We start from the raw sequence: 25,798 nt of genomic DNA on the forward strand, positions 1-25,798 counted from the left end.
GGCTACCAATGAGCAAATACAAAATCGAAGTCATGGTGAACCTGGTTGAATGTGATGAGGAAACGGACGATAAGCCCATTGAACTGGAAGATGGATGTTATCAATACACTGTAAACGCTGATGCCGGTGAAAATATAGACGACTGCGAAATAGCAATTTTAAATACGGCATACCCTGCAATAAGAGCCGCCATAGCACGACACATGGAAAAGGTGTCTAAAAAAAAGTCCTGACTTTCAGTGGGGCTAATCAAATTGGGGTAAATGAACGCCCATATCTGGTGGATGGCGCCGTGGGGCGTTTTGCGTTTGAAACCCACTTCGCATTTGATAAAAATGGCGTTCGGTTTGACAGTAGTCAGTCTATATTTGCCCCATTAGGACCGAATCAGTTTTATTTGACCACGGGCTTTAAGGAACGGGCCATGATAATGGGTAATACGGAAGGATCCTTTCGGAAAACATCAAAATGGCTCAACTTCATACGGCACCAAATAGAAGGCGGTACGCCACATCGCACGTTGCATGATCAGACCCAGAAAGAAGGTAGGGAATTGATCGACCATTTAAAGCAAAAGGCCGATGATTTGAATCATGGCAACTTCAGCGCTGACGGATGTTGTTTCAACCCAGATATTCCCAGGGGTGGAGAACCGATATCAATTCCCATGGCTGAAGTTCAAAAGGCCCTTTCTAAAGGATCTTTCGACTATAATCCGATTGAATTGTTGAATAATCCCGTCATTTACGAAGAACCCAGTCAAACGGTCAACATAAGCATAGACGACGTAACCCCCAAAAGGCAAAAGGATACACGAGAAAGCCCACAAGTCACGGAGCATAAGCGAAAATATGTACATGATACCGTATGCCACATTGAACATGGAGGCCTAAAATACGTATTGGCCGCTGATGGCACCAAATCATGCTTGTGGTTGCTAATCGCATTTCTTTTGTCGAATTCTCTATTCGGCAAACGTCTTCAGATTTTTACCGACGGCCATAAGGCGCTAAATGATGCCATCGTCAAGCAATTTGGGTGGCACAAGAATATGCAAATTGTTCTTGATTGGTTTCATCTATGCAAGAAGTTCAAAGAAGAATTGAGCATGGGGATGAAAGGCAGAAAGCTCAGAAATGAAACGCTTCGCGCGGTTATGCCGTTATTATGGCACGGTCTTACAAACAAAGCCATCTCATATCTTGAAAACATCCCGGCATCCGAAATTAAGGATGATAATCATATTCAAAAGCTCATTGACTATTTGGGCCGGAATATATCCTCCATTCCCAACTATGATATGCGCAAACGGCTAAATCTTCGGAACTCGAGTAATGTGGGTGAAAAGATGAACGACCTCGTTGTTTCAAATCGCCAAAAGAAGAATGGAATGAGTTGGGCGAAGAAAGGATCCCTCAATCTGGCTATCATCACAACTTTGAAAATTAACGATGAATATCACAATTGGTTCAGAAATAAGGAAGTAAAATTTAGCTTAGCGGCTTGACCATTTAAGATATCGTCCGCACAGCTCGAAATTTTTTAACGATGATCGTCTTGCCAGGGCACTATCAGCATTATTTCATGCAGACCGCCATACGCTGATGACCGAGGCTTCTTGCAATGCCATATCGGTACACCAGTTACTTACGGAGGAAATACATAATGATAGCACATCCGTGACTTTCATCGGCAAATACAAAACTCCCGATCCGGAAGCGGTCAAGCTTAAGCATGGGCACAACAAGGATTTTCGACCCGATTGCAAACAAGTTGTATTTGGTCTGAATATCACGGCGGACGGACATGTTCCACTCAGTTATCAGCTATTTGACGGGAATACGACCGATGATGTGACCCATATTCCCAACTGGAACGGCCTGCGCACATTGTTGGGAAAAGAGGATTTCATTTACATCGCCGACTGCAAGTTGAAAACCGAAAAGAATCTAAAGCACATCGCTGGTGAAGGAGGGCTGTTTATCACCATCGTTCCGAAGAATCACAAGGAATACATCCAGTTCATCAAATATCTGAAAAAAAACGAAGTGCCTTGGGAAGACGCCGTTAGCGTTGAAAACTCACGGAAGAAAGGTGAGTTTACCGTTTACCGCACCTATGAGACCGAACTGACCGAAGAAGGCTTTCGGGTCATTTTTGTTCACAGCAGTTCCAAACAAAAAGAGGACGAAGCCAAAAGACAGAAAAAGATCGATAAGGCCATTGAACAGTTAGAAAGCCTGTCACCTAAACTCAATGCGTATCATTTGAAAACCAAAAGGGAAATCAAGGCCGCTATCGATAAGATTGTCAAGGATGTTAAAGAGTTTGTAGAGGTCCGGATAGTAACCGATCGCAAACAGATCAAGGTGAAAGTATCTCCCGGCAGACCGTCTCCACAAAGCATCTACAAAAATAAATGGAAATATACCCACCGCATTGAGTGGCAGTTAAACGAACAATCTCTTACCGAAGCATCGCGAACTGATGGCGTTTTTCCCTTGATTACTAATACGCAGCTTGAAGCCAGTGAGGTATTAGGAAAATATAAAAACCAACCATTCCTTGAAAAACGGATGTATACCAAAAAATCGATTCTGGAAGTAGCGCCTGTTTTTTTAAAAAAGGAGCACCGTATTGAAGCCATGCTCTTTTTATATTTTATAGCCTTGATGATTGTGTCCCTTATCGAACGAAAGATACGGATGAATATGACAGCCGAGGAGATAGACAAGCTGCCCATATTACCCCAAGGGATGAATACAAAAAAGCCGACTTGGAATAACATCCGTTATTTCTATCGTAATGTCCACTTCTCGCAGATAATCCGGAATGGCGTATGTATACAATCAGTGGTGAAGGGAATCGGTGACATGCACAAACTTATCAACCGGTTGTTGGAGATACCCGAGGCGATCTACAATTATTTTCAAGATGGCTGGTGGCAATTTAAAGCTACCTGATTGATTTTAAAAAACAAAAACATAAGAAAATTAAAAAATTATTCGCCCGCCATGCGAAATGTAAGATATATCTTGTCAATATTTTATTTTTTTATGATTATGATTCAGTTTTTAGGCTTTCAACGGTGACCTGATTTTCTCCCAAAAGGGCCATTTTAAAATACCCATGGATCGGATGCATACGATGGCGATGGAAATTCCAAGAGGAATAAGCAAGGTACAGGTGCGACGTTCGAAATGACCATGGTGAAGCCGCAACTCAAATTTTTAAGGGCAATTTGAAATGCGGTGTGATATGGCGGTATGAAAACATTCTCTTAGAGCCTGTTTGACAAATCCGTCTAAGGCCCGCTAACGGCGTTGGAAAGTGTCTCAAAATGCTCACATATTACCTATATGCTCCGCTTTCGAGCCACGTTCCGCCTTGTTATCGGGCCTGATCCAGACTTCTCAAACAGGCTCTTAAAATCTATAGGCATTCGGAGCGACCGGTTATGACGGTATTGATGATTTATCTCATTTTTCTTTTGGGCGTTGGCATCATCGATTTTCGCAAAGTCCAGGATTTCAATGATTATGTCCTGGCCGGACGCCGCCAGAAGCTGGCCATTGTCACGGTCTCGCTGATGGCATCCATGATCGGCAGCGGTTCCACCATCGGACTGGCCGACAAGGCATTTTCCAAGGGCTTTCCCGCGATCTGGTTTCTGGCCGTGGGGGGTATTGGCCTGATCCTTCAGGCCTGGCTGCTTTCCGAAAAGGTTCGTGCGTCACGGGCCGTCACCCTGCCGGATCTGGCCCAGCAGACCATGGGGCCGCAAACCCGGTTTCTGGTCGCACTGATCATTGTGGTGACCTGGATCGGCATCATCGCGGCCCAGTTCATCGCCACGGGAAAAATTCTCGCCGCCCTGACCGGCGTCGATTCACGCGGAATCCTCGCTCTTGCCGCCGTGATCATCGTGGTCTATTCGTTTCTCGGCGGGCAGGCCTCGATCCTGAAAACCGACTTTCTTCAGTTCGCCACCCTAGCCGCGGCAGTACTTTTCACCGCCCTTTTTCTTTACACGGCCAAACCCGTCGATGTACGGGCGATCTCTTTCCAGCTGACCAACGATGTTTATACTGCCCGGGATCTTTTCTACTATCTGACCATCGTGATGGGCTCCTACTTTATCTGCCCGATGATGTTCAGCCGGCTGCTCACCGCAAAAACCCCGCAAACCGCCCGCAGGTCCAGCCTGATTGCCGGATTCGGTGTACTGGTCTTTGCATTTCTCATCGTTTTGATCGGCCTGTGGGCCCAAAACAGGGGCGTCGATCCGGGGAAAAGCGGTGTCCTGGGATATATTTTTCTCAACGAACTGCCCAGGGCCGGCGGCCTGATACTGATTCTGGGCGTTCTGTCGGCGGTCATTTCAACCACCGACACCTGCCTGGTGATGACGGCATCAATCATCGAGCACGATCTGCTGAGCCGCCAATCCACCGCGTTCGAAAGCGATATGAACCGGACCCGGGCCCTGGTGCTGCTCCTCGGCAGCCTGGGCTATCTCACCGCCCTGTGGGGGAACTGGGACATCATCGGACTGCTACTGGAGGCTTTTGAGTTCTATACGGCAGGAATCGTTCCGGCGCTTTTCGTGGCGCTCATGGTGATCCGGAAAAAACGACTGGCCCCCAAATGGTCCTTTGCGGCCGTCCTCACCGGCGGCCTCTTCGGTCTGCTGCCCAAAATCGCCCCCGTCGTCGATGGTCTGGGCCAACTCATCCCCGGGTTCTGGGCAAAAAGCCTGCCCATGGTCGGAATGGGTCTATCCCTGGTGCTGGCGATAATCGCCGTCCGGCATGGTATTCCCGTGAAGCAATCCGCAGCCTGATTTCAGGAACGCATCCTTGGCGGTTAACGTCGCGTAACCGATCACTATCTTACCATCCGAGCGCGCAGCCATCCTTGCGCCGGTCGGAGGCACCCAGCCAGACACCCTGGGCGTGGTCCCGCCAGATGGCCTGCCCGCCGCCGACCTTGTTGACCGGTGTGGGGGAACGGTCGAGTTGGTGGCCCCATTTGGTCAGGCGGTCACGGGCAGCCGCCGGGATCCCCGCTTCGAGATAGATCGACCGGTCCGGCATCAACCGCAGACGAGGCGCGTCAATGGACTCCTGCAGGTTCATGCCATGGACCAGAAGGTTTAAAAGCAACTGGGCGTGGCCCTGGGGCTGCATGTCGCCCCCCATCACGCCGAAGGCCATCTGAACCTGCCCGCCGTTCATCAGCATTCCCGGAATGATCGTATGCATGGGACGCTTTCCCGGAAGCAAACAATTGGGATGCCCGGAATCCAGGGAAAAGGAGCTGCCCCGGTTGTGCAGGGCAAAGCCGGCGCCCGGCACCACCATCCCCGAGCCGAAGGGCATAAAAATGCTGCTGATCAGCGAGGCCACATTGCCGTCTGCGTCGGCGGCGGCAATGTAAACCGTGTCCGATCCGTTCAAGGCGGCACCGGGCGGCGGGAAAGCCATGGCCCGCCGGGGATGGATCAGCCGGCGGGCCCGCCGTCCGTATGCCGCTGAGCACACTTCGTCCAGGGGAAGCCGGCAATGGTCCGCATCGGTGAGAAAATGATCCCGGTTGGCAAAGGCGATCTTGATCGCTTCGGCCAGCAGGTGCAGGTACTCGGCTCCGTCAGGGCGCAATTGGTCGAGCGCATACCCGGAGAGGATATTGAGAATTTCCAGGGCGGAAACACCCTGGCCGTTGGGCGGCAGTTCGCAGACCGTCATGCCCCTGAAACCCATGGTCAGCGGTTCCACCCAGGTCGTCCGATGCCGGGCCAGGTCGTCTTCGTTCAACAGACCGCCTTCGGCTGCCGAGAATGCGGCGATGCGGGATGCCAGCCGTCCGCGATAGAACGTCTCCGGCCCTGCATCACAGATATGCCGGTAGGTGGCCGCCAGGTCGGGATTGGTGAACACCTGGCCCGGTTCCGGCGCGCGGCCGGCAATCAGGTAGGTTCCGGCGGAAGCAGGGTGGCCGGCAAGCATGTTCTCCTCCTGGGCCCATTCACCGGCAATCACCTCGCTTACCGGAAACCCGTTTTCCGCATACCGGATGGCGTCCTGCAGGGCGTCGGCCAGGTTCAGGCGCCCGAATCGGGCCACCGCATCGGCCCATCCCGCCAGGGCCCCCGGCGTGGTCACCGACAGGATACCATGGGCCGGCATGCCGGCATGTCCCAACCCGCGCAGCACATCCACGTCGGCGCGCATGGGCGCCCGGCCGCTGGCGTTCATGCCGAACAGCCGATCCTGATCCTTCCGGTAAAACAGCCCGAAGCAATCACCGCCAATGCCTACCGAATAGGGTTCCACCACACTCAAGGTGGCGGCCATGGCCACGGCCGCATCCACCGCGTTTCCACCGCCGAGCATGGCCCGGTACCCGGAAATGCAGGCCAGCGGCTGGCTGGTGGCGACCATCCCGGCACATCCCATGACGACGGAGCGCTGGGCCGCGGCGTGCCACTCTCTCTTCGAATGATAACGGAATCGATCCAAGGCAATACTTCCTGTCTGATGGTTCGGTGTTGTTGTGAATCGGTAGTATATGTCCGTTGAAACCTGTCGGGTATTGTATCCCGAATAATGGATAAAGGGAAGATCGACATCTGAAAAGAAACAGCTGGACCATTTCGTGGAGCGGATCGTCAATCCACCGGTCAACCTCGAGGCTCTTGGCGATCACCTGCCGGCCGTTCGCGAAGCCCTGGCGGGACTTGACCGCGACGAGCTGATCCTGCGGGTCATGGCTGCCGGCGTCGGCCGGCTGCTGGAAGATTACCGCCAGACGGACAGCATCGACGCCGAATCCAAACCATCGGCCAGGAAACGACCGCCGATCGCAAAACCATCGGCGGGCAAACCGGCAGCCCATCGGCCGCGGGTGGCGGAAGCCCGTCGCTTTTTCATCAATGTGGGCCGCCTGGACAAAATCAATGCCGGTGCCATCGTGCGTCTGGTATGCGATCACGCCGGCATCCGCTCGAACCAGATCGGTCGCATCGAACTCAAGCGCGAATTCTCTTTTTTTGAAGTGGCCCGTGGCGCCGCCAACAACATCCCACAACGCCTGAAAAACGCCCGCCTCGACGGCCGGCAGGTTCAAGTAAAGGATGCGGGCGGGAAAAAACAGGAGGCCCGAAAGACCGGTCAGGCAATCTGATCCGTAACGGCAAAACCATCATCGAACGCAGCAACTGCACAATTTTCCGGCACATTCACGCTCGCTCCCCGCACCAGAATAAAAAAATATGGGCCGCCCACCAAAGCGCTTTAGGACCCAAGCGCTTGACCGATAATAGGTTTTGACACCCCATCGGTCCATTTAAAAGGGTATGGCAACAAAGCAAAAACGACCAGAAAGGCGGGCATGTGAGCACTGGCAGCCCATCGCAAACCGGTTACGGCAAAATCGTTGATCTGTTGATTGAGATCGGTATGCTGACCGAAGAACAGGTTCGGTATGGCTTGCGGGTCCAATCCAAAATAAAAACACAGAAATCCCTGCTCGAGGTCATCCGGGAACTGGATTACATCACCGATGAGCAGGTTCGCCAGGCGCTCCAGAAGCACACCCCCAGCTTACGGATCGGCGACTTCCTTGTGGAACTGGGCATTATCGCTCCGCGGGATCTGGAAATGGCCCTCCAACTGCAAAAGGAGGAGGGACATATCCGCAAGTTGGGCGAAGTCCTGGTGGCGCACAATCTCATTGAGGAACGCGCCCTGATCCGGGTGCTTTCCCTGCAACTGGGGTTCCCCTTCATTGAACCCGATTCTCTCAAGATCGATCCGGAACTGTTCAAGCGCGGCTCCGTTAAGTTATATGAAAGGCACTTTTTCATTCCGGTACGCCACGAGGATGACCACATCCTCGTGGCCTTTGCCGATCCATTGGACAAACGGGATCTGGACGCCGCCGCACAGGCCCTGCGTCTTCCGGTCACGCCGGCCATCGCCACCAAACCCTCCATCCGCGCCGCCATCGAGCAGCTGAACCCCCAGCAGGTGGTTACCGAATACATCCTGGCGGAAACCGGCGAATCGGTGGTGGACATCGTCAACGCCATCATCGTCGAGGCCATTGAGGCGGCCGATGTGAGTGACATCCACATCGACCCCCTTTCGGACCGGCTGCGCGTCCGCTTTCGCCTGGACGGGGTGCTGGTCCATCACCGGGACTATCCCATGAGCATCGCCGCAGCCCTTAGCAGCCGCATCAAGGTCCTCTGCAAGGCCGACATCGCCGAACGAAGACGCCATCAGGGCGGCCGGATTCTGTTCGACCACCAGGGCCACCAGATGGATATCCGGGTCTCCTTCTACGCCACGGTCAAAGGTGAAAAAATCGTTTTCCGGCTGCTGAACCGCCAGACCGAACTGCTCGACATCGGCCAGATCGGCATGTCCAAACGGGTGATGCACCGATTTCGCGAAGATGCCCTGGACCGGCCCAGCGGGGTAATCCTGATCACCGGCCCCACCGGATCGGGCAAGACGACCACGGTATACAGCTGCATCAACCACCTCAACACCATGGAAACCAGCATCATCACCGCCGAAGACCCCGTGGAGTATGTCATCGACGGTATCGGCCAATGCTCCATCGACCCGAAAATCAACCTCACCTACGAAGACTCCCTGCGCCATATCGTCCGCCAGGACCCGGACATCATCGTCATCGGCGAAATCCGGGATTCCTTCTCGGCCGAGGTGGCCGTGCAGGCGGCCCTGACCGGCCACAAAGTGCTCACCACCTTCCATACCGAGGACAGCATCGGTGGTCTGTTGCGCCTGCTCAACATGGACATCGACGCCTTTCTGATCTCGTCCACGGTGGTCTGCGTGGTCGCCCAGCGTCTGTTGCGGCGCGTGTGCCCCCATTGCGCTCAGCCGTATGAGCTCTCTCCCATGGATCTCTTGCGCATCGGCTGCGAGATGTCCCAGCTGAAGGGAGCCACCTTCCGCAAGGGACGCGGCTGCAACCACTGTCGCTACACCGGGTATCGCAAACGCGTGGCCGCCTTCGAGGTGCTGGTCCTCAACGAAGCGGTGCGCGACGGGCTGATTCAGCGCAAAACCAGTCACCAGATCCGGCACATCTGTACGGAAACCACGGGGCTGGTCACCCTGTTTGAAGATGGACTCTACAAGGCGGCCCGGGGAATCACCACCATCGAGGAAATCATGCGCTGCCTGCCCCGCTTCCAGAAACCCCGCCCGCTCGGTGAATTGGAGCGGCTGCTCGGAAAGTAATCGCCCATGCAACCACAGGAACCCTCTTTTCTTGAAATCATCAAGGCCTATCTGGGCAGCAGCAAGGCCGTGCTGCCCGTTTTCAGCGCCACCGGCATGAAAATTCAGCGTGAGGCCGCCAAAGCGGAACCGGATACCGGTGTCATCGAACGGATGATCACCTGTGATCCGTCTCTGACCAGCCAGATTCTGCGCATCAGCAATTCGGCCTTTTACAAGGGCCTGCAGAAAGTGGCCACCGTCCGCACCGCCATCGTCCGCCTGGGCAACCAGGAAATCGCCAATATTGCCATCCTGGTATCCCAAAAAAAACAGTTCAAGGCCAAGGAACCGTTCATCAACGCGTTAATGCAGAATCTCTGGCGCCACTCCGTCGGCACGGCCATCAGCGCCCAATGGATCGCCAACCGCTGCGGTCTCAAAGCCAAGGCCCAGGAAGCCTTTACGGCCGGTCTGTTGCACGACATGGGCAAACTGCTCATCCTCACCGTTACCGACGCGGTAAAACGCAACGGCATGCTCAAACAGATGCCGGCGGAACGGTTGCTCAGCGAGGTGATGGACAATTTCCATGCGCTCTACGGGTACGCCCTGCTGCGCCACTGGAACCTGCCCGACGCCTATTGCCGGATTGCCCGGGACCATCACAAATCCGGACCGGAGAAGGGAAACGGCCTGATGATGATGGTCCGCCTGGCCGATAAAACCACCAATTGCCTGGGCATCGGCCTTCACCCCCCAGATGCGTGCGTCCTTGCCGCCACCCCCGAAGCCGATTACTTCGGCCTGAGCGAAGTCACCCTCGCCGAGCTGGAGATCAAACTGGAAGATTCGAAGGTGTTCTGGTAAACGGGCGGGCGTTCAGGTAAAATGCAGGGCAATCGCATGTAGATTTCCGGGTTGCTTTTCTTCCCAAAATTAAAGCGACCATGAATGTCAAAGACCAAATGAAAAATGCCAAATGGTGGTATTCTATCTATTTTAAAATCGATTTCATCCTTCATTTGACATTTGGGCTTTGGCATTTGGCCTTTTCCCACTTTCGGGAATGGTGCGTGTTCAGGAACGGCCGGTTTTTAATTTTACTTGCGATTGCCCTGAGGTAAAATACCGGTTTGGTTGACGGTCCCGCACGGAATGCGGTATAGCGGGGCACCGGGTTTGAGGCGTACCAACAACCAGTGCGGGGCTTCCTTATTCCATGAAAATCAAAGACACCCTCAAAGATGTGGCCTACCGGCAGGTCTTTCCGCGGGGCGGACTGCTGCTGGTAAAGCTGATTTCGAAAACCTACCGCCGCCGGTTGGTGGATCAGCATCACGAACAGGCCGCGCTCGATCGTTACGGCAGTGTGGTTTACGCTTCCTGGCACCAGCGTTTCTTTCCCGGTATCACCTTTTTTGCCACCCGCAAACCCATCGCCATCATGATCAGCCAGAGCCGAGACGGGGAGATGATCGCCCGGGTCGTGGATATCCTCGGCTGGCGCTCCGTGCGCGGATCGTCATCACGAGGCGGTACGCGCGCCCTCAAGGAAATCCGCCGGCTGACCGGTCAGGGCTACCGCATCGGCCACATTGTGGACGGTCCCCAGGGTCCCTTCGGCGTGGTCAAACCCGGCCTCGTCACCATCGCCCAGTTCGCCGGTGCGCCCATCGTTCCGGTGATTACATCCGCCCAGCGGTGCTGGACCTTTAACAGCTGGGACCGCTTTATGGTGCCCAAGCCCTTTTCAAAGGTGATCATCCGGTTCGGGAAGCCGATCGAAGTGCCCCGGCGACTTGATGCCGACGCCTTCGAAACCTTGCGGATGGATGTGCAACACCGGATGCAGGCCATGTACGCCGATACGGACCGGATCTGGCGGAAGCCCCGATCCATTTCGTCCTGTTTCGGCTCGTCCTCGCAATAGCCCCCCTGGTCGACCGTTTCCATCCGCCCCATGGTGTCGGTCCCGGTTTGTCACTTTTTATCTATTCGCTTGTTTCCACTTATCCGGCAAATATGCTAATTAAAGGGGGCGACACGCCATCACGCTTGTAAAAGAGTTCAGCCATCGGAGGGAGAAAAGATGAAAAGAGGATGGTTCGCCATCGCCGTAGCCGTACTGACCACCCTGGGATGCGCAGGCGTCCAGGTCAGCCAGGACTATGACCCGGCGACAGACTTCGTTTCGCTTTCAACGTTCGCCTGGGCCACTCCCACCCAGGAAAAAACCGGTGATCCGCGCATCGACAATCCACTTCAGGATACCCGTATCCGCCGGTCCGTGGAACGGACGCTCAGCGGAAAGGGCTACCGCTTGGTAACCCTGAGCAAACCGACGTTTCGGGTGCGTTATCAATACGTGCTGCGCCAGCGAATCAACACCAGTGGCAGCAGCGGCGGCGTCGGATTCGGTGTCGGTGTCGGCAGTTTCGGCCGCCGTGGCGGTATCGCCATCGGCACGGGCACGGGCAGCGCGGTGGACACATACGATGAGGCGTCCTTGGTGATCGACGTGATCGCCGATGGATCCGACAGGATGCTCTGGCGGGGTACCGGCACCCACCGCTACAAGGCCTATGACGATCCGGCCACGGCCACGGCGGACATCGACCGCCTGGTGGAAAACATATTGGCCCAGTTTCCGCCTGAAACGAAATAGCCAACCGTTTATCGGGCATTATAAGGAAACGGCCCCAGCCCGGATCATTTTTTCGTCGGCGCGGCCTCCCGTTTCCCTACCCAATATGTTGTGCCTGGCCTGGGACCGGTTTTTCCGGATCGGTCAATTTCCCACGGAGATCCATTGAGCATTCTCTTCGACAAACGCGACCGCGACCTGCTGAACATCGTCAATGGTGTGCTGAGCCAGTCCACACCGGACACCATTGGCAAAAAGGGCCTGTTTCCCTGGTTTCACCCCCACGGCATCAAGGAACTGGCCGAAACGCGGGGGCTGCGCATCGCCTACGCCGTCATCCACCTGCTCAAATCCCTGGATGCCGGCGACATCGAGGACCGCCTCAGCGCCCTGCGCAGCCTGCGCGACGAAGTGCTGCACGCGTCGGCCGGCAGCATGCCCAAAAATGCCGCCCGGGTGCTGCTCTCGATCATGAAGGACCTGGTCCGCGCCCATGGGGACGAAACCGAACAGCTTCGCCTGGCCCATGATTTCAGGCGCGTGGCCAGCGGAATGCCCCGCATTGTCCGGGCCATGTTGCGCCGCTACCACCTTTTGGAAATGCCCGAAACCTGGAATCAGCTTGGCTTCGACGATCACGTGCACGACATCAACACCAAGGGTCGCAAGTCGGCCTCGCACCTGATCATGGATGCCTGGATCAAGGGCATCCGCAGGCTGCGGGTCATCTACTACAACTTCATCGACCCGCCGTCGGCCGCCGAGTTGCTCGAAGCCGCCCAGATCATGGGCGTACAGATGCGGATCGGAATCGAGTTCTCGGCCCGTTTCCGGGACAAGTACATCCAGCTGATCTGGGTTCCGCGAGGATTCCATGACGCCCAGTCGTTCCTCTGCTTCCTGGCCGAAGAAGCGGTGCGCAGACTCATGGACCAGGGCCGGGAGGTCACCCGCTACCGCCAGCGGTATGTGCTTGACATTCTGGAGGCCTTCAACCGGACGCACCGGCGCTCGATCAATGCCGACCTCGGGATCGACCTGCCGCCGTTGGATGCCGGCGCATTCCTGAATTTCGTGCGGCCCGGCCAGCCCTCCATTCTGCACCTGGCCAAGTACATTCATCTCCGGCTCATGCCGTTGATGCAACGGCGGGTGGCGGATCTGCGCGAAGCCTATACCCAGGGCGATGAGCGCCGCCGTCAAGCCATTGCCACGCAGGTCGACCGGATGAACGACCTCGATTCGGAAATCATTGTACGGCGGTTTTTGCGGGCCTCGGCCAACCCCGAGATCCCCGACCCCAACCAAGTGCGCAATGACCCGGATACACCGGCGCTGCTGTGCCTCTCTCCGCGCCAGCTCCTGGAGCGGGTCACGGATCTGCACACCGGATACCGGGTGACCCTGAACCTGACCGATCTGTTGCCCGAAGACGTGGTCGAGATCCTCTACGACTGTGACGGGCTGATCACCCGTCTCGAAATTTTCAATCTCAAGGACTACACCAGCGGCAAAGCCGGCCATATCGAGGAAATCAGCGAACTTCAGCTGGCCATCAACCAAGGCAACGCCATCAACCTGAAGCGGGTGATCCGGCACATGGTCAAGCGACTGGCCACCGCGCCACCGGCCGAGGGAAAAACGGACCGGATAGAAAAACTGGGGATGATCCTTCACGATATCTCCGCCTTCTCGGCCATGTATGCGCCCATGCATCTCGAACCGCGTCTCGGCAGCGACTCCACCGGCCACTCGGCACGCATGTATGGCATGGGGCTGGCGATCCTGGAGAGCCTGCCGTCAACGGCCCGCCGGCTCTGCCGCAAAAAAGGACAGGCGGTGACGGGAACGGACCCGATTATCGCCCCCCTTTCCCGCGCTTCGGATGAACGTTCCAGGCGACGATTGATTCCGTTTCAGATCCCGGTTTACAAACGCATCACCTATGTCCCCTACGAAAGTCCCAAGGGATCCCAGGGTATTTACCAGCGGCTGCAGCAGCGGCTGCCGATGCTCAAACTGCTGGGCAAGACCCGTCAGCTGGACTGGCTGGTCCAACCCCATATGACCCGCATGGTTCCTAAGGGCAACGTGGTCACCCTGGGCGGCATCGCCAACCGGTCGGACAACGGCCTGCGTCTTCTCCCTGAGCAAAGCGAAAAATCCAAAGGCAGGTGTTTCCCCGCCTATTTGAACAGCAAGGTCAGCAACGGCCTTAAAATTCTCCTGGGGTTCATTCCGGCCTTTCTCTCTTTTTACCTGACCAACGACTGGTGGGTTCTGGCCTATCTGGGGGCCTTTATCTGGTTCGGCATTACCGGCGTCCGCAACATCGTCCAGTCGGTACTGGGCGGTGGTGGCATCGGGCGTTCCCCCCTATTGCACTGGAATGAGTACGTCAGCTGGGTACGCATCTCCGACTCGCTGCTGTTTACCGGATTTTCCGTGCCGCTTCTGGACTTTCTGGTCAAAACCGTCCTGCTGGACCGGCTCATGGGGGTGACCACGGCCACCAACCCCATACTGCTGTATACGGTCATGGCCGTGGCCAACGGCATCTATCTCTCCAGCCACAACCTCTTCCGCGGCTTTCCCCGGGGAGCGGTTTACGCCAATTTTTTTCGCAGTGTGCTCTCGATTCCGATCGCCATCCTCTTCAATATGCTCATCGGTGCGGTCATGGGGGTGCTCGGTGTGGTGGGCATCGAAAGCCACCTACAAAAGTGGGCCGCGGTCATCTCGAAGGCTGCATCGGACACGGTGGCCGGCATCATCGAAGGCACGGTGGACCGCTTCAGCAACATCGAAATCCGTTTTCAGGATTATGCGGACACCCTGTCCCAGCTGTTTGCCACCTATGGTCAGCTGGAGACGCAGCTGCCGGAACTCAATGTGTGGGAAACCCTGGACGCCATCGAGCAGAACCGCATCGACGCCAACACCGACACCAAGGGGCTGGAAAAACTGATCGTCATCGGCGCTCTGGACCTGCTTTACTTTTGGATGTACCAACCCCGGGCGCGGACGGCATTCAAATACCTGTTCAAAACTCTTTCCGATGAAGAAAAGCGAATTCTGGCGGGCTGTCAGGCAATTCTCAAACGCGAGCGGGAAATCAGCCAGATGTTTATCGACGGCGTGGTGGGAATGAATTTTTCCAAAGGACTTTCATTCTATCTGCAGTGCGCACCGGGATATCTCAAGGCCATGCGGCGGCTGTTGGCTCAAAGTGCGGCCGAGAGCGGGCCCGGGGGCGACACCACCGGCGCATCTGACCCCACAGACAAGTAAGAATTACTCATCCGACGCTTTCCTGGGTTTGAACCAACTGGCCCGCTCCCAGCGCCATCCCTTGGCCTTCATGCACGCCTTGATCAGTTTCATCTCATCGTAAGCGTCGTAGGTGGTCGGTGGCTCGTCCCGGATCTCGGCACGCACCGACATCTCGCAGTCGGCGTGATCGGACGCCCACATACGATCGGGTTTGGTGGGATGATAGGGCTTGTGGGTACAGGCCGCCATACCCATGATGGCGCCTGCCGTCACGACCAATAAAAAGGGGGATGTTTTCATTAAAGCCTCTTTTCCCGTAAGGTACCTTTGGCAGCCAAACGGATCAGCGGTCCAACTCGCGAATGATCAATTCGGGCAGACGGCCCAGGTCGCGGTTGGAAATCCGTTTGCCATTGAGAAAAACCGACGGTGTGCCGGTCACCCCGATGGCCTCTCCGTTGGCCACGTCCTCGTTGATCACCTTGCGGATCGCCTCCGACTGGCGGTCTTTCCCGAACTGTTCCATGTCCAGTTCCAGCTCGCCGGCGATCTCCATGATCTTGGCTTCGCTGACCTGATTGTGGTTTTCCAGCAGCCTGCTGTGAAACTCCCAGAACTTCCCCTGCTTGCCGGCCGCCAGGGCGGCCATGGCCCCCTGCCGGGCAAACCGGTGGCTGCCAAGGGGAAAATGTTTGATGGCATAACGGACATCTTCGGAAAACTGGAGCAGGATCTGCTCCTCGACAAACTTCTCCAGGCGGGCGCAGTAGGGGCACTGGTAATCGTCGAAAACCACCACGGTAACCCGGGCATCGGCTGGCCCCTTGACGATGCGGTCGGTCAGGTCGATGTCGTAAATCCGGTTGAAACGGATCACCGTCAGCGCAGCGGATTTGGAGCGGGTCAGCACCAGCCGCTCGTTGTCCAGGATGGCGATGCGATCGAAATCGGCGTCAATGGCGATGCGGTCAACGGTTTTCTGGTCGTCAATGGCGTATATCAGCACCGCTTTGGGGGTGAGTAGAAAGGCCAGTCCATTTTCCGGGCTGGTGGCCACGTCAAGAATGGGAGCACCAACGTCAGCACGGAAAAGGGTTTCGACTTCCACGGCTGCAAAAACAGTGGGCGCCATGAGAAAAACCGCCACCATGATGGTCCACTTCAGATGTCGATACATAAAATTCCTTTTACTAAAAAATGGTAAAACCGCCCGTGAGAAAAATACCGGAACCGCTGCCCGGCCATGGTCTCTGGATGGAATCGGTCAGACAGGAATGAGAAGGACAATACAACAAAACGTCGGTCGTGTGCAAGGGGCGTGACCGGGACTGCCAGGGCAATCGCATGTAACCTTGGTATATGATGGGCCTTACAGGGCGATCGCGTAAGGATCGTTACTATGATCCAAATCGAAATCGGGATCGCTATCGAAATCGAAAAGAAATGGGACGGAGACATGCAGGCGGGATGTTTGGCGACTTGCGGTCAATGGTTATCGGCGCCATGGGAAACTGGAAAACCGGGAACCCTTTATCGCCCTTTTATCAACCAGCGATTCCAATATACATCGTCGATTCCGATTTCGATTTCGATAAACCTGAGTTACATGCGGTTACCCTGCCGAGACAACCGACGAACGCCAAATGCCAACATCCAAATATCAATTGAAGGATCCGGCCGATTATAAAAGGGCAGAATACCACCAATTGACATTTGTCATTTCGCATTTGACATTCAAGGGGGTTGCCCTGCCGAGACTGAACGTCAGGCGCTGAAAGCCAACCGGGTACCGGCCATGTTGAGGATGAACCGCTCCGGCATGGCTGCCTCGATCCGCTGCACGGCCCGCCGGCCCGTGCAATGCGTGGGAACGACGTAGGTCGGGTTGAACGCATTGAGGGCATCGATGGTCGGCTGAACCACTCGATCCACGTCCGCATTGGCCAGGTGAAAGCCGCCCATGATGGCCATCACCGTATCGATACCGGTCACCTGGCGGGCATGGATCACCGTATTGACGATCCCCGAATGGGCACAGCCGGAAAGCACCACCAGGCCCTTGCCGCGCACGTTGAAAATCATGGCCGAATCATCGTCAAATGGATCCTGCTGCGCCTTGCCGTCGATTTCACAGAACAGGTTGGGCGCTCCCTGTTCAAACTCCGTGGACCGGGGAATCCGGCCAAGGAATACCGCCATGTGGTCCAGCATGGGCGTTGGCGTTTCGCTGTCAATCACCGCCAAACCGGCGGCGGCGGCCTTTTCACGGCTTAATCCGGGCAGGTTGATGCGGACCCCGGTGGGCGTCTTCATAAAACGTGGCCCCCGGAACGCCGCTGGATGGACAACCAGCGGGAGATCCCGTTTGCCGGTCTTCTCAACCAGGGCCTCCATCCCGCCGATATGATCCAGGTGCCCGTGGGAGAGTGCCGCCGCCTCCACCCGGCCCAGGTCCACCCCCAGGGCATCGACATTAAAGGCCGCGCCGTGGGCCGAGTAGCCGAAATCGAAAAGCATGCTGCGGGACGTGTCTCCACGGCTGACGGTAACCATGGAGGCAAAGCCGTGCTCGGCCAGGATGCTGTTTTTCATCTCTCCATCCACCACCGGCATGGCGCGCTGGATCACCTGGCTGTTGTCCTGCTGGAGCACGTCGATGGTGTTATCCTGCAAGGTCAGGATCTCAACTCGGTCCACGGCCTTGATGTCCAGTGTCTCCCCCATGGCAGTCTCCTTTTTTATCTGAATTGTTTGTGAGTAAATGAGCAAAATTCATAACATGGATCGGTATGGGTGTCAATTGAAGGAGACATTTTTAATCTCCCTGCATTTTCGATTTGTAATTAACGCATGTTTGATATAATGCGGCGGCGATTTCTTGGTATTTTCATCCTCATCAGGAGAAAGGATCGGAAGATGGAAAAGCTCATTCCCAAACGCATGTTCTTCACCAAGGGCGTCGGTTATCACCGCAACAAACTGCAGAGTTTCGAGCTGGCCCTTCGCGACGCCGGCGTGGAGATCTGCAACCTAGTGACCATCTCCAGCATCTACCCGCCCCAGTGCAAAATCATCTCCCGCCAGGAGGGGGTGCAGAACCTGGTCCCCGGACAGATCACCTTCGTGGTCATGGCCAGGCAGGAGACCAACGAGCCCTCACGCCTCGTCCACGCGGCCGTGGGTCTGGCCCGTCCGATGAACAAGGATCAGTACGGCTATATTTCCGAGCACCACGGCTTTGGCCAGAACAGCCAGCAATCCGGCGACTTCGCCGAGGATCTGGCCGCCACCATGCTGGCCTCCACCCTGGGTTTCGAACTCGATGCGGACAAGGCCTGGGACGAGCGCAAACAGCTCTACATCGCCGGCAAGGACCGTCAGTTCGTCAGCCGCAGCGTCGCCAAATCGGCCCACGGCCACAAGGACGGGCTGTGGACCACGGTAGTGGCGCTGGCCGTCATGCTGCTGGTGTAGATGTAAATCGCATTGCCACCAAAGCAGGTCGCTTTCGAGCGGTCTGCCCGGATCCATTAAAGGAACATCCCATGAGTAAAGAATCGCTGTTCAGACACGCCCCGGATATCGTGCCCGAAAAACTGGCCAAAGGCCTGAGCGTCCCCGATCTGGTGGATCTGATGGGCCGGACCTGTTTCGAGGCCCGCAATGTGCGCCGGGCGGCCACGCTTTTCCGGCGCATGATCGATCAGGGGGACACCATCTGGCTGGGAATTGCCGGGGCCGGCATCGCCGGTGGCATGGGCGGCATGGTCATCTCGCTGATCGAGGCCGGTTTCGTCAATGTCATCTGCTCCACCGGCGCCCAGGTCTATCACGACCTGCATTTCGCTTTTGACCTGCCGGTCAAGTCGATCCATCCCAACTGGGACGACGACCAGCTGCGTCGTCACGGCGACACGCGCATCTACGATATCGGGATCCGGGAGAAGGAGACCCTGGAAGCTCAGGACGCCATTGTGCGGCGATTCGTCAAGGAACGCTACGAGCAGCTCTCCCAAGGCCCCCTCTCCTCATGGGAATTCAACCACCAGCTGGGACTTTGGGTGGCCGAAACCGCGCCCCATCCCGAGCTCAGTTTCACCGCTGCCGCGGCCCGCTGCGGAGTACCGCTCTTCTGGGATTCGTTGGCCAACCACTCCATCGCCATGAACCTGGCACGCACCGATCGCGAAGGGTTGCCGGTCCAGCTTTCGGCCCAGAAGGATATCGTTCACTCGGCGGCCATCGCCTTTGGTGCCGAGCAGACCGGTTTCGTCGAACTGGGTGGCGGCGGCCCCAAAAACTTCATCCAGCAGACCGGCCCCACCATCAGCCAGATCCTGGGCATCGACTTCGAAGGCGCTGACCGCGGAATCCAGATCGGCACGGCCGTGGAACGGGAGGGCAGCCTCTCCAGCTGCACCTTCGGCGAAGCGGTCACCTGGGGCAAGTACCAGCAGGCCGACGAGGCCAACCTGGTGCAGGTGTGGGGCGAGTACAGCATCATCTTTCCCCTTCTGGCCGCCTATGTGACCGACCTGTGCCCGCCCCGGCCACCGGCCGGTCTGTGCGGCCGCATGGGCGATTGGGTCAGGAAACTGGAGGTGGCCCGATGACCCCCCACCCGACCCCGTTTCTGGGGCTGCCCGAGGGTCAGAGCGATCTGGCCGCTGCCAGGGTGGTGGTGGTGCCCTACGGCTACGAAGGCGGTGTCTCCTACGGCAAAGGCACCGCCGGCGCACCGGCTGCCGTGATCGAGGCGTCCCAGTACCTGGAACTCTACGACGAGGTGCTCGACGAGGAGCCTTGCCGGGTGGGCATCGCCACCCTGGCCCAGCCGGAAATCCCCGACGATCCGCAGGCCATGCTGGATACCCTGGAGCAGACCGTGGCGCCCCTGCTGGACCGGGAGAAGTTCGTCGTCGTCGTCGGCGGCGACCACTCCATCACCACCGGCTATGTGCGGGCCCTGGCCAGGCATAACGCGGACTTCGGCATCCTCCAGCTGGATGCCCACGCGGACCTTCGCGACAGTTACGAGGGCAGCCCCTTCAGTCATGCCTGCAGCATGGCGCGCATCCGCGAGATGACCGACCGGACCCTGCAAATCGGTATCCGCAGCATGTCGGTCGAAGAGGCTCAGCGGATCAAGGATGAGGATCTGGCGCTATGCACGATGCATCGTTACCGCAAGGGCAATTTCGATCTGGAAGCCGAACTGGCCCAATTGCCGGAAAAACTGTTCATTACCGTGGACGTGGATGTGTTCGACTGGAGCGTGATCACCAGCACCGGAACGCCGGAGCCGGGCGGCATGCTCTGGGACGAGGCCATGGACATCCTGGAAACGGTGTTCCACACCAAGACGGTCATCGGCTTTGACGTTGTCGAACTGGCCCACCGCGACCACGATCCCAACTCGGCCTTTGCCACGGCCAAACTGATCTACAAAATGATCGGCATGCGTTTCGCCGGCAAAGAAGGCGCATAAACGCGAATCCTCAGGAACCGACGAACCCAAACCAACCCTCACGAACCCAAATCCATCCGCGCCGCCGGCCTTACCGCCTGCGGCGCGGTTGGTTTTGGAAAAACCATTGAACCGGGGCCGGCTTTGGGAGTAGAAAGGGAGCCTGGCAAAATGTGAGGACAAGCCCTCCGGAAGGAAAGATCGCATGGAGATTTACCAGGTTCTCGGCACCCACGGGATTCAATACGAACGCTTCGATCGTTCATTCCGGACATAGCGGCCCGAAACTGAAAAGGAGAGTTGATGAAACGACCGATCGGACCGATTGCCGGCCTTTGCCTGCTTCTTTTTTTCGCTGCCCATGCCCACGCCGGCCCGGCCGCACGCCAGGTGACCGACATGGTCGGCCGCAGCGTGACCGTACCGGCCAAGGCCCGGCGGCTGGTGACCACCTTCAAGCCCGCATCGCTGTGCGTCACCGCACTGGGCCTTCAGGACAACCTGGTGGCGATTGACACGGATTCCAAACGCGACCGGCTCCAGCTGGCCGTCAACCCGGCGATTGCCGACCTGCCGGCCGTGGGACAGAAATCCACGGGGATCAACTTCGAGGCCATTCTGGCGGTCAATCCGGACCTGGTGGTGCTCTTCGCCCAGAAAGACGGAATTGCCATCGCCGACCGGCTGCGGGACCACGGGGTGGCCGCCATCGTGATTCTGCCCGAGAAAATCGAATCCCTTTACGCCACCCTGGACCTGATTGCCGGAGCGGCCGGCCAGCCGGGAAAAGCCGACCGGGCCGTGGCCGCCTGCCGGCGCATGGTCGAGCTGGCCGGCCAGCGCGTGGCATCCGTTTTGCCGGCGCAGCGCAAAACCGTCTATTTCGCCTCGGCCCTGGGGGTTTTCTCCACCGCCACCGGCGATCTCCTCCAGGATGAGATGATCACCCTGGCCGGCGGCATCCATGCCGGTCATGGGCTGAGCGGCTACTTCCGTGAAATCTCACCCGAACAGTTCATCGCCTGGAACCCGGATCTGGTGGTCATTTCCGGGCCCACGGCCCAGCGCGCCCGCCGCGTCCTGCAGCAACCGCAGTTTGCCGGTGTGTCGGCCGTGGCCGCAGGCCGGATTTTCGACTTCCCCTCGAATATCGCGCCCTGGGATTTTCCGTCACCGCTTTCGGTGGCCGGGATCCTCTGGCTGGCGGAGAAATGCTACCCCGAGCAGTTTGGCGACATTGACGTTGAGGCTGAAATCGACCGGCTCCACCGGACCCTGTTCGGCAAGGGTTTTCACGAACTGGGCGGGACACTGGGCGATTGAGACGGGCATGCAACCGGAAACCAATACGTCCGTCACCGCCATCCCAACAGCGCCCGGCAGCACCGGCCTGCAGACCGGTCTGTCCGTGAGCCTGATCCTCCTGCTGCTGCTCTCCCTGTGGATCGGCTGGGTCCCCATCGCCCCGGACGAGCTGGGCCCCATTGTGCGGGCCTGGATCGGCAACGATACCGGCCAGACCATCGCCAGCAAGGCCCTGGTCCTCGGGCTGGTGAGGATTCCCCGGTCACTGGCCACGGTGCTGGTGGGCATGGGACTGTCGGCGGCCGGTGCCGTCTACCAGGGGCTGTTCCGCAACCCCCTGGTGTCGCCGGACATCCTCGGCGTATCGGCCGGCGCCACGTTCGGCGCGGCCCTGGGCCTGCTCATGGCCGGCAGCAGCTGGCTGACCATTCAGGCCCTGGCGTTTGGCTGCGGATTGGTTGCCGTGGGATCGGCCCTGCTCATCGCCCGCATCGTGGCGGTACGCCCCATGCTGGTCCTGGTTCTGGCCGGGCTGGTGGTCATGTCGGTGTTCAACGCCGCCATCACCCTGCTCAAATACCTCTCGGACCCGTACAACGAACTGCCGGCCATCGTGTTCTGGATCATGGGCAGCATGAGCCGGGTGCAATGGGGAGACCTCAAGCTGGCGGCACCGGTGATCGGCGGCAGCCTCGTGCTGATCCATGTCATGCGCTACAAGCTCAATGTCCTCTCCCTGGGCGACCTCCAGGCCAGCAGCCTGGGCCTCAACCCCAGGCGCGACCGGCTGATTTTCATCTTCCTCAGCTCCATCACCGTCTCGGTGTCCGTTGCCGTCTGCGGCCAGGTTCTGTGGGTCGGGCTGGTCATGCCCCATATCGCCCGCACCCTGGTGGGTCCCAATCACGAGCAGATGCTGCCGGTGGCCGTGCTCAGCGGCGGAATTTTTCTGCTCCTGGCCGACACGGCGGCCCGCTGCCTGACCATGGCCGAACTTCCCATCAGCGTGGTCACCGCCTTTACCGGGGCTCCCCTTTTCGCCTATCTGCTCTACCGCAACCGGGGAAGCGGGTGGTCATGAGCCTGGTCTGCCAAGATCTGCATTTCGCTTATGGCGGCAACGCCGTTTTATCGGCCGTGGATCTTACGGTTGAAAAAGGCGCCTTCTGCGTGCTGCTGGGTCGCAACGGTTCGGGCAAGACCACGCTGATCTACTGCCTGGCCGGGCTGCTGCATCCCCAGCGGGGATCGGTAACCATCGACGGCCTCGATCTGGCCGGCGCCTCCCGGACCCGGATCGCCCGGCGGGTGAGCCTGGTTCCCCAGGAGCACGCCGACATCTTCCCCTTCCGCGTGATAGACGTGGTGGTCATGGGACGCACGGCCACCTTCCGGTTCGCCCAGCGGCCCGGTCCGGAAGATTACGCGGCGGCCCGGCAGGTACTGGTCGATCTGGACGCCGAATCCCTGGCCGAGCGCAATTTCAACCGCATCTCCGGGGGGGAGCGGCGCATCGCCCTGTTGGCCCGGGCCATCCTCCAGGCAGACGGCACCCTGCTCCTGGACGAGCCGACCAATCATCTCGATTTCAACAACAAGTACCGCCTGCTTGAAAAAATCAAAGGTCTGTGCCGCGAAAAAGGGACCCGGGTGGTAGCCTCGCTGCACGATCCGAACCTGGCCGCCCGGTTTGCCGATCAGGTGGTGATGCTCTCGGGCGGCCGGATCCTGACCAGCGGCGATAGCGGTACGGTGATGACCGAAACCTGGGTCAGCCGGCTCTACCAGACCCCCACCCGCCGGGTGGAAACCGACGACGGCGCGTCTCTGTTCGTGCCCTGCCCGTCCGGGGAAGAAAAAATTGGCCCTCAACCCGAAGGTCTGCAAGGTCCGCGCTGGAGTTGACGGCCCATTGATAACGAATTCAATCAAATCCATGCATGGCGGAAAGGAACCCCATGACACACCAATGCAGTCACCACGACGGCCCTGCCCTGCCCTTGGACCGACCGGCCCAAGGCAGCGAACGCCAACTGGCCAATGAGCTGATCGACGCCCTGGACCGACCGGCGGCGACCATCGCCGAAATTGCCGTGGGCGCCCATTTCATCGGCATCCGCGCCGATGCGGACGGCAGCGTCTGTGCGGGCCTGGCGTCAACCCTGGGCGCCGGACCGTCGGCAGACGAGCGTCAACTGGTGGACCAGCTGGTCGGCAAATCCCTGAAGGAGGCCGCCGGCCTGCTGAAAACCAGCAGCGCCTTTTCCATCAGTCTCGGGGCAGCGGCCCTGAATGCCGGCATCGTGCCTCCCGAAAGCCAGCCGGGCCTGGAAGCGTCAACGATCATGGCCGAAAAGGGTCAGGAAGGGGAAACCGTACTGGTGGGGGAATTCCCATTCGTCAACCAGTTGCGCCAGCAGGTCAAAACCCTTCATCTTTTCGAATTGCGGGACGTGCCCGGAGCGACCTCACCGGCCGAGTGGGACGCGATCCTCGGCCGCTGCCAGGTGCTCGGCCTCACCGGAACCACCCTGCTCACCCGGGCCATGACCGCCTACCTGGGAAAAGCGCCCCAGGCCTACACGATTGTCATCGGTCCCACGACACCGCTGTCGCCGGTGCTTTTTTCCCATGGCGCCGATGTTCTGGCCGGTTGCCGGATCGTCTCCATAGGGCCGGTGTTCGAGGGCATCCGCAAGGGCTTGTCGTTCCGGGCGTTCAAGAAACTGGGCGTTGAATTCGTGGCGTGGTCCAAAAACGGCGCATAGTCAGCCGCGGAACCGGCCAATGGCGTTCTTGCCGGTGGCCTTGACAGCAAAAAGCGCATGATCGGCGGCGGCAATCAGGCCGTTCAGGTCGCTGGCGTGCTGCGGATAGGTGGCAACCCCGAAACTGGCCTGCAGCCGCACCTCGACCCCCTGGCCCAGCGCATAAACCGTATCGGCCATGCGCGAACGGATCTGGGCGGCTTTTTCCAGTGCCTGCGGGAGGTTCGACTCCGGCATGACCACCACAAACTCGTCTCCGGCGTAGGCCACGGCAAAGGCCGGCGGGGCCAGGCAGCCGTTGATGGTCTGCGCCACCTTTTGGATGACCCGGCTGCCATTGAGATGGCCATGGGTATCGACGACGGTCTTGAAGCGGTCCAGGTCCATGAAAATCAGGGAAAGCGGCATATCGCCGGCGCTGGCCCGCTCGATCCATGTGGCCAGCGAGCGGTAAAGGTAGCGCTGATTATACAGGCCGGTCAGTCCGTCCCGGAACGCCTGTTCACGGAAGCGCCGTTCGCTTTCGCGCAGGGCCGCTTCCGCTTTCTTGCGCTTTGAGATGTCCACCAGGGCGATGGCCACCCGGGACAATGTCTCCTCATGACCGGAGACCACCATCGACTTTCCGATAACGGTTTTACGTTCGCCGATGGTGGTCACGAGCGTCTCCTCCCGTTCGACGGCCGTCTTCCCCTCGGCGGCCATCAGAATCACTTCCCGGGCCATGCGCATAAAATCATCTGCGTCTGTCGGCAAAAACGCGTCCACCGGCTTGTTGCGACCGGCGATGCCCATCAGTTCCAGAAAGGCCTGATTGTAATCCACCGTTCGAATCAGCGACCAGCAGTGCCGCACCTGCCCGGGGTGTTGCGTCAGGTAGGCAGCCAGGTCGTCGATGCCGGAAGCATGCAGGGTTTCTATGTACGCCTTCAGCATCGAGACATCCCACTCGATCAAGGCGATGGGCGCGGACTGGAAAAGCTGTCGATAGCGCTTTTCGCTGTCCCGCAGCATGGCTTCGGTCCGTTCCAGATCGGTGGCGTCCTCAACCATCGCCATTGCTCCGCCGGCACCACCGGTT

21 protein-coding genes and 1 pseudogene are annotated in these 25,798 nt (G+C 58.1%); 17 read left to right on the top strand and 5 right to left on the bottom strand.

Translation table 11 applies throughout. From position 1 onward, the window contains the following. The first annotated feature begins 8 nt into the window (after nucleotides 1-8). The 4 genes and pseudogenes from GN112_RS12210 to GN112_RS12225 all read left to right on the top strand — a co-directional run bounded on the left by GN112_RS12210 (nucleotide 9) and on the right by GN112_RS12225 (nucleotide 4,843). The gene (locus GN112_RS12210; RefSeq protein WP_155308746.1) at nucleotides 9-233 is read left to right on the top strand and encodes a hypothetical protein; all 225 of its coding nucleotides are present in this window, start codon (nucleotides 9-11) and stop codon (nucleotides 231-233) included. A 59-nt stretch (nucleotides 234-292) separates the two neighbouring features. After that, nucleotides 293-1,507: a hypothetical protein gene (locus GN112_RS34310; protein WP_231716959.1), complete on the top strand. Its 1,215-nt coding sequence runs from the start codon at nucleotides 293-295 to the stop codon at nucleotides 1,505-1,507. A 55-nt stretch (nucleotides 1,508-1,562) separates the two neighbouring features. Then, a pseudogene (locus GN112_RS12220) lies at nucleotides 1,563-2,963 on the top strand (IS1634 family transposase); the annotation flags it as partial. A 494-nt stretch (nucleotides 2,964-3,457) separates the two neighbouring features. Next, the gene (locus tag GN112_RS12225; RefSeq protein WP_155310482.1) at nucleotides 3,458-4,843 is read left to right on the top strand and encodes a sodium:solute symporter family protein; all 1,386 of its coding nucleotides are present in this window, start codon (nucleotides 3,458-3,460) and stop codon (nucleotides 4,841-4,843) included. Nucleotides 4,844-4,892: 49 nt separating this feature from the next. Here GN112_RS12225 and GN112_RS12230 read toward each other — a convergent pair whose 3' ends face one another. Beyond that, a complete protein-coding gene (locus tag GN112_RS12230) occupies nucleotides 4,893-6,521 on the bottom strand; it encodes a gamma-glutamyltransferase family protein (protein WP_155310483.1) in 1,629 nt (542 codons plus the stop codon). 136 nt (nucleotides 6,522-6,657) lie between these two features. Here GN112_RS12230 and GN112_RS12235 point away from each other — a divergent pair, with 136 nt between their 5' ends. The 6 genes from GN112_RS12235 to GN112_RS12260 all read left to right on the top strand — a co-directional run bounded on the left by GN112_RS12235 (nucleotide 6,658) and on the right by GN112_RS12260 (nucleotide 15,195). Further along, on the top strand, nucleotides 6,658-7,185 hold the full coding sequence (locus GN112_RS12235) for a DbpA RNA binding domain-containing protein (RefSeq protein ID WP_155310484.1): 528 nt from the start codon (nucleotides 6,658-6,660) through the stop codon (nucleotides 7,183-7,185). 209 nt (nucleotides 7,186-7,394) lie between these two features. Then, a complete protein-coding gene (locus GN112_RS12240) occupies nucleotides 7,395-9,278 on the top strand; it encodes a GspE/PulE family protein (RefSeq protein WP_231717001.1) in 1,884 nt (627 codons plus the stop codon). Nucleotides 9,279-9,284: 6 nt separating this feature from the next. Next, nucleotides 9,285-10,127: an HDOD domain-containing protein gene (locus GN112_RS12245; RefSeq protein WP_155310485.1), complete on the top strand. Its 843-nt coding sequence runs from the start codon at nucleotides 9,285-9,287 to the stop codon at nucleotides 10,125-10,127. 352 nt (nucleotides 10,128-10,479) lie between these two features. After that, nucleotides 10,480-11,190 (top strand): lysophospholipid acyltransferase family protein, encoded by a 711-nt coding sequence (locus GN112_RS12250; protein WP_155310486.1) that lies wholly within the window; start codon nucleotides 10,480-10,482, stop codon nucleotides 11,188-11,190. A gap of 159 nt (nucleotides 11,191-11,349) precedes the next feature. After that, the gene (locus GN112_RS12255) at nucleotides 11,350-11,925 is read left to right on the top strand and encodes a DUF4136 domain-containing protein (RefSeq protein ID WP_155310487.1); all 576 of its coding nucleotides are present in this window, start codon (nucleotides 11,350-11,352) and stop codon (nucleotides 11,923-11,925) included. Between the two features lie 144 nt (nucleotides 11,926-12,069). Then, nucleotides 12,070-15,195, top strand: coding sequence for a hypothetical protein (locus GN112_RS12260; protein ID WP_176603540.1), 3,126 nt, complete (start codon nucleotides 12,070-12,072; stop codon nucleotides 15,193-15,195). A gap of 3 nt (nucleotides 15,196-15,198) precedes the next feature. Here GN112_RS12260 and GN112_RS12265 read toward each other — a convergent pair whose 3' ends face one another. The 3 genes from GN112_RS12265 to GN112_RS12275 form a co-directional block, all read right to left on the bottom strand. Further along, nucleotides 15,199-15,477 (bottom strand): hypothetical protein, encoded by a 279-nt coding sequence (locus GN112_RS12265; RefSeq protein ID WP_155310488.1) that lies wholly within the window; start codon nucleotides 15,475-15,477, stop codon nucleotides 15,199-15,201. A gap of 43 nt (nucleotides 15,478-15,520) precedes the next feature. Next, nucleotides 15,521-16,354, bottom strand: a complete 834-nt coding sequence (locus GN112_RS12270; protein WP_155310489.1) for a DsbA family protein — start codon at nucleotides 16,352-16,354, stop codon at nucleotides 15,521-15,523. Nucleotides 16,355-16,941: 587 nt separating this feature from the next. Next, nucleotides 16,942-17,901: an MBL fold metallo-hydrolase gene (locus GN112_RS12275; protein ID WP_155310490.1), complete on the bottom strand. Its 960-nt coding sequence runs from the start codon at nucleotides 17,899-17,901 to the stop codon at nucleotides 16,942-16,944. 192 nt (nucleotides 17,902-18,093) lie between these two features. Between GN112_RS12275 and GN112_RS12280 the strand changes: the two genes are divergently transcribed. From GN112_RS12280 to GN112_RS12310, 7 genes are all read left to right on the top strand, one after another. Then, nucleotides 18,094-18,651, top strand: coding sequence for a pyruvoyl-dependent arginine decarboxylase (locus GN112_RS12280; protein ID WP_155310491.1), 558 nt, complete (start codon nucleotides 18,094-18,096; stop codon nucleotides 18,649-18,651). A gap of 71 nt (nucleotides 18,652-18,722) precedes the next feature. Then, nucleotides 18,723-19,790, top strand: coding sequence for a deoxyhypusine synthase family protein (locus tag GN112_RS12285; protein WP_155310492.1), 1,068 nt, complete (start codon nucleotides 18,723-18,725; stop codon nucleotides 19,788-19,790). Beyond that, nucleotides 19,787-20,665, top strand: coding sequence for an agmatinase (gene speB / locus GN112_RS12290; protein ID WP_155310493.1), 879 nt, complete (start codon nucleotides 19,787-19,789; stop codon nucleotides 20,663-20,665). The genes GN112_RS12285 and speB overlap by 4 nt, the downstream gene beginning before the upstream one ends. A gap of 282 nt (nucleotides 20,666-20,947) precedes the next feature. After that, nucleotides 20,948-21,967, top strand: coding sequence for an ABC transporter substrate-binding protein (locus GN112_RS12295; RefSeq protein WP_155310494.1), 1,020 nt, complete (start codon nucleotides 20,948-20,950; stop codon nucleotides 21,965-21,967). 7 nt (nucleotides 21,968-21,974) lie between these two features. Continuing rightward, nucleotides 21,975-23,030: a FecCD family ABC transporter permease gene (locus tag GN112_RS12300; protein ID WP_155310495.1), complete on the top strand. Its 1,056-nt coding sequence runs from the start codon at nucleotides 21,975-21,977 to the stop codon at nucleotides 23,028-23,030. Next, nucleotides 23,027-23,854, top strand: a complete 828-nt coding sequence (locus tag GN112_RS12305) for an ABC transporter ATP-binding protein (protein ID WP_155310496.1) — start codon at nucleotides 23,027-23,029, stop codon at nucleotides 23,852-23,854. Before GN112_RS12300 ends, GN112_RS12305 begins: the two co-directional genes overlap by 4 nt. A gap of 53 nt (nucleotides 23,855-23,907) precedes the next feature. Continuing rightward, a complete protein-coding gene (locus GN112_RS12310) occupies nucleotides 23,908-24,717 on the top strand; it encodes a Rossmann-like domain-containing protein (RefSeq protein ID WP_162458903.1) in 810 nt (269 codons plus the stop codon). On the opposite strand, the gene GN112_RS12315 is transcribed toward GN112_RS12310, so the two are convergent. After that, a complete protein-coding gene (locus tag GN112_RS12315) occupies nucleotides 24,718-25,776 on the bottom strand; it encodes a GGDEF domain-containing protein (protein ID WP_155310498.1) in 1,059 nt (352 codons plus the stop codon). Nucleotides 25,777-25,798: the final 22 nt, after the last annotated feature.

The sequence above is a fragment of the Desulfosarcina ovata subsp. ovata genome (assembly GCF_009689005.1).
Classification (GTDB): domain Bacteria; phylum Desulfobacterota; class Desulfobacteria; order Desulfobacterales; family Desulfosarcinaceae; genus Desulfosarcina; species Desulfosarcina ovata.

What these genes read in the sequence shown, in the direction of transcription:
- GN112_RS12305 (WP_155310496.1), top strand. Translation starts at nt 23,027, where the DNA reads ATGAGCCTGGTCTGCCAAGATCTGCATTTCGCTTATGGCGGCAACGCC.
- GN112_RS12315 (WP_155310498.1), bottom strand. Translation starts at nt 25,776, where the DNA reads ATGGCGATGGTTGAGGACGCCACCGATCTGGAACGGACCGAAGCCATG.
- GN112_RS12295 (WP_155310494.1), top strand. Translation starts at nt 20,948, where the DNA reads ATGAAACGACCGATCGGACCGATTGCCGGCCTTTGCCTGCTTCTTTTT.
- GN112_RS12270 (WP_155310489.1), bottom strand. Translation starts at nt 16,354, where the DNA reads ATGTATCGACATCTGAAGTGGACCATCATGGTGGCGGTTTTTCTCATG.
- GN112_RS12225 (WP_155310482.1), top strand. Translation starts at nt 3,458, where the DNA reads ATGACGGTATTGATGATTTATCTCATTTTTCTTTTGGGCGTTGGCATC.
- GN112_RS12250 (WP_155310486.1), top strand. Translation starts at nt 10,480, where the DNA reads ATGAAAATCAAAGACACCCTCAAAGATGTGGCCTACCGGCAGGTCTTT.
- speB (WP_155310493.1), top strand. Translation starts at nt 19,787, where the DNA reads ATGACCCCCCACCCGACCCCGTTTCTGGGGCTGCCCGAGGGTCAGAGC.
- GN112_RS12310 (WP_162458903.1), top strand. Translation starts at nt 23,908, where the DNA reads ATGACACACCAATGCAGTCACCACGACGGCCCTGCCCTGCCCTTGGAC.
- GN112_RS12280 (WP_155310491.1), top strand. Translation starts at nt 18,094, where the DNA reads ATGGAAAAGCTCATTCCCAAACGCATGTTCTTCACCAAGGGCGTCGGT.
- GN112_RS12285 (WP_155310492.1), top strand. Translation starts at nt 18,723, where the DNA reads ATGAGTAAAGAATCGCTGTTCAGACACGCCCCGGATATCGTGCCCGAA.
- GN112_RS12255 (WP_155310487.1), top strand. Translation starts at nt 11,350, where the DNA reads ATGAAAAGAGGATGGTTCGCCATCGCCGTAGCCGTACTGACCACCCTG.
- GN112_RS12300 (WP_155310495.1), top strand. Translation starts at nt 21,975, where the DNA reads ATGCAACCGGAAACCAATACGTCCGTCACCGCCATCCCAACAGCGCCC.
- GN112_RS12245 (WP_155310485.1), top strand. Translation starts at nt 9,285, where the DNA reads ATGCAACCACAGGAACCCTCTTTTCTTGAAATCATCAAGGCCTATCTG.
- GN112_RS12275 (WP_155310490.1), bottom strand. Translation starts at nt 17,901, where the DNA reads ATGGGGGAGACACTGGACATCAAGGCCGTGGACCGAGTTGAGATCCTG.
- GN112_RS12265 (WP_155310488.1), bottom strand. Translation starts at nt 15,477, where the DNA reads ATGAAAACATCCCCCTTTTTATTGGTCGTGACGGCAGGCGCCATCATG.
- GN112_RS12210 (WP_155308746.1), top strand. Translation starts at nt 9, where the DNA reads ATGAGCAAATACAAAATCGAAGTCATGGTGAACCTGGTTGAATGTGAT.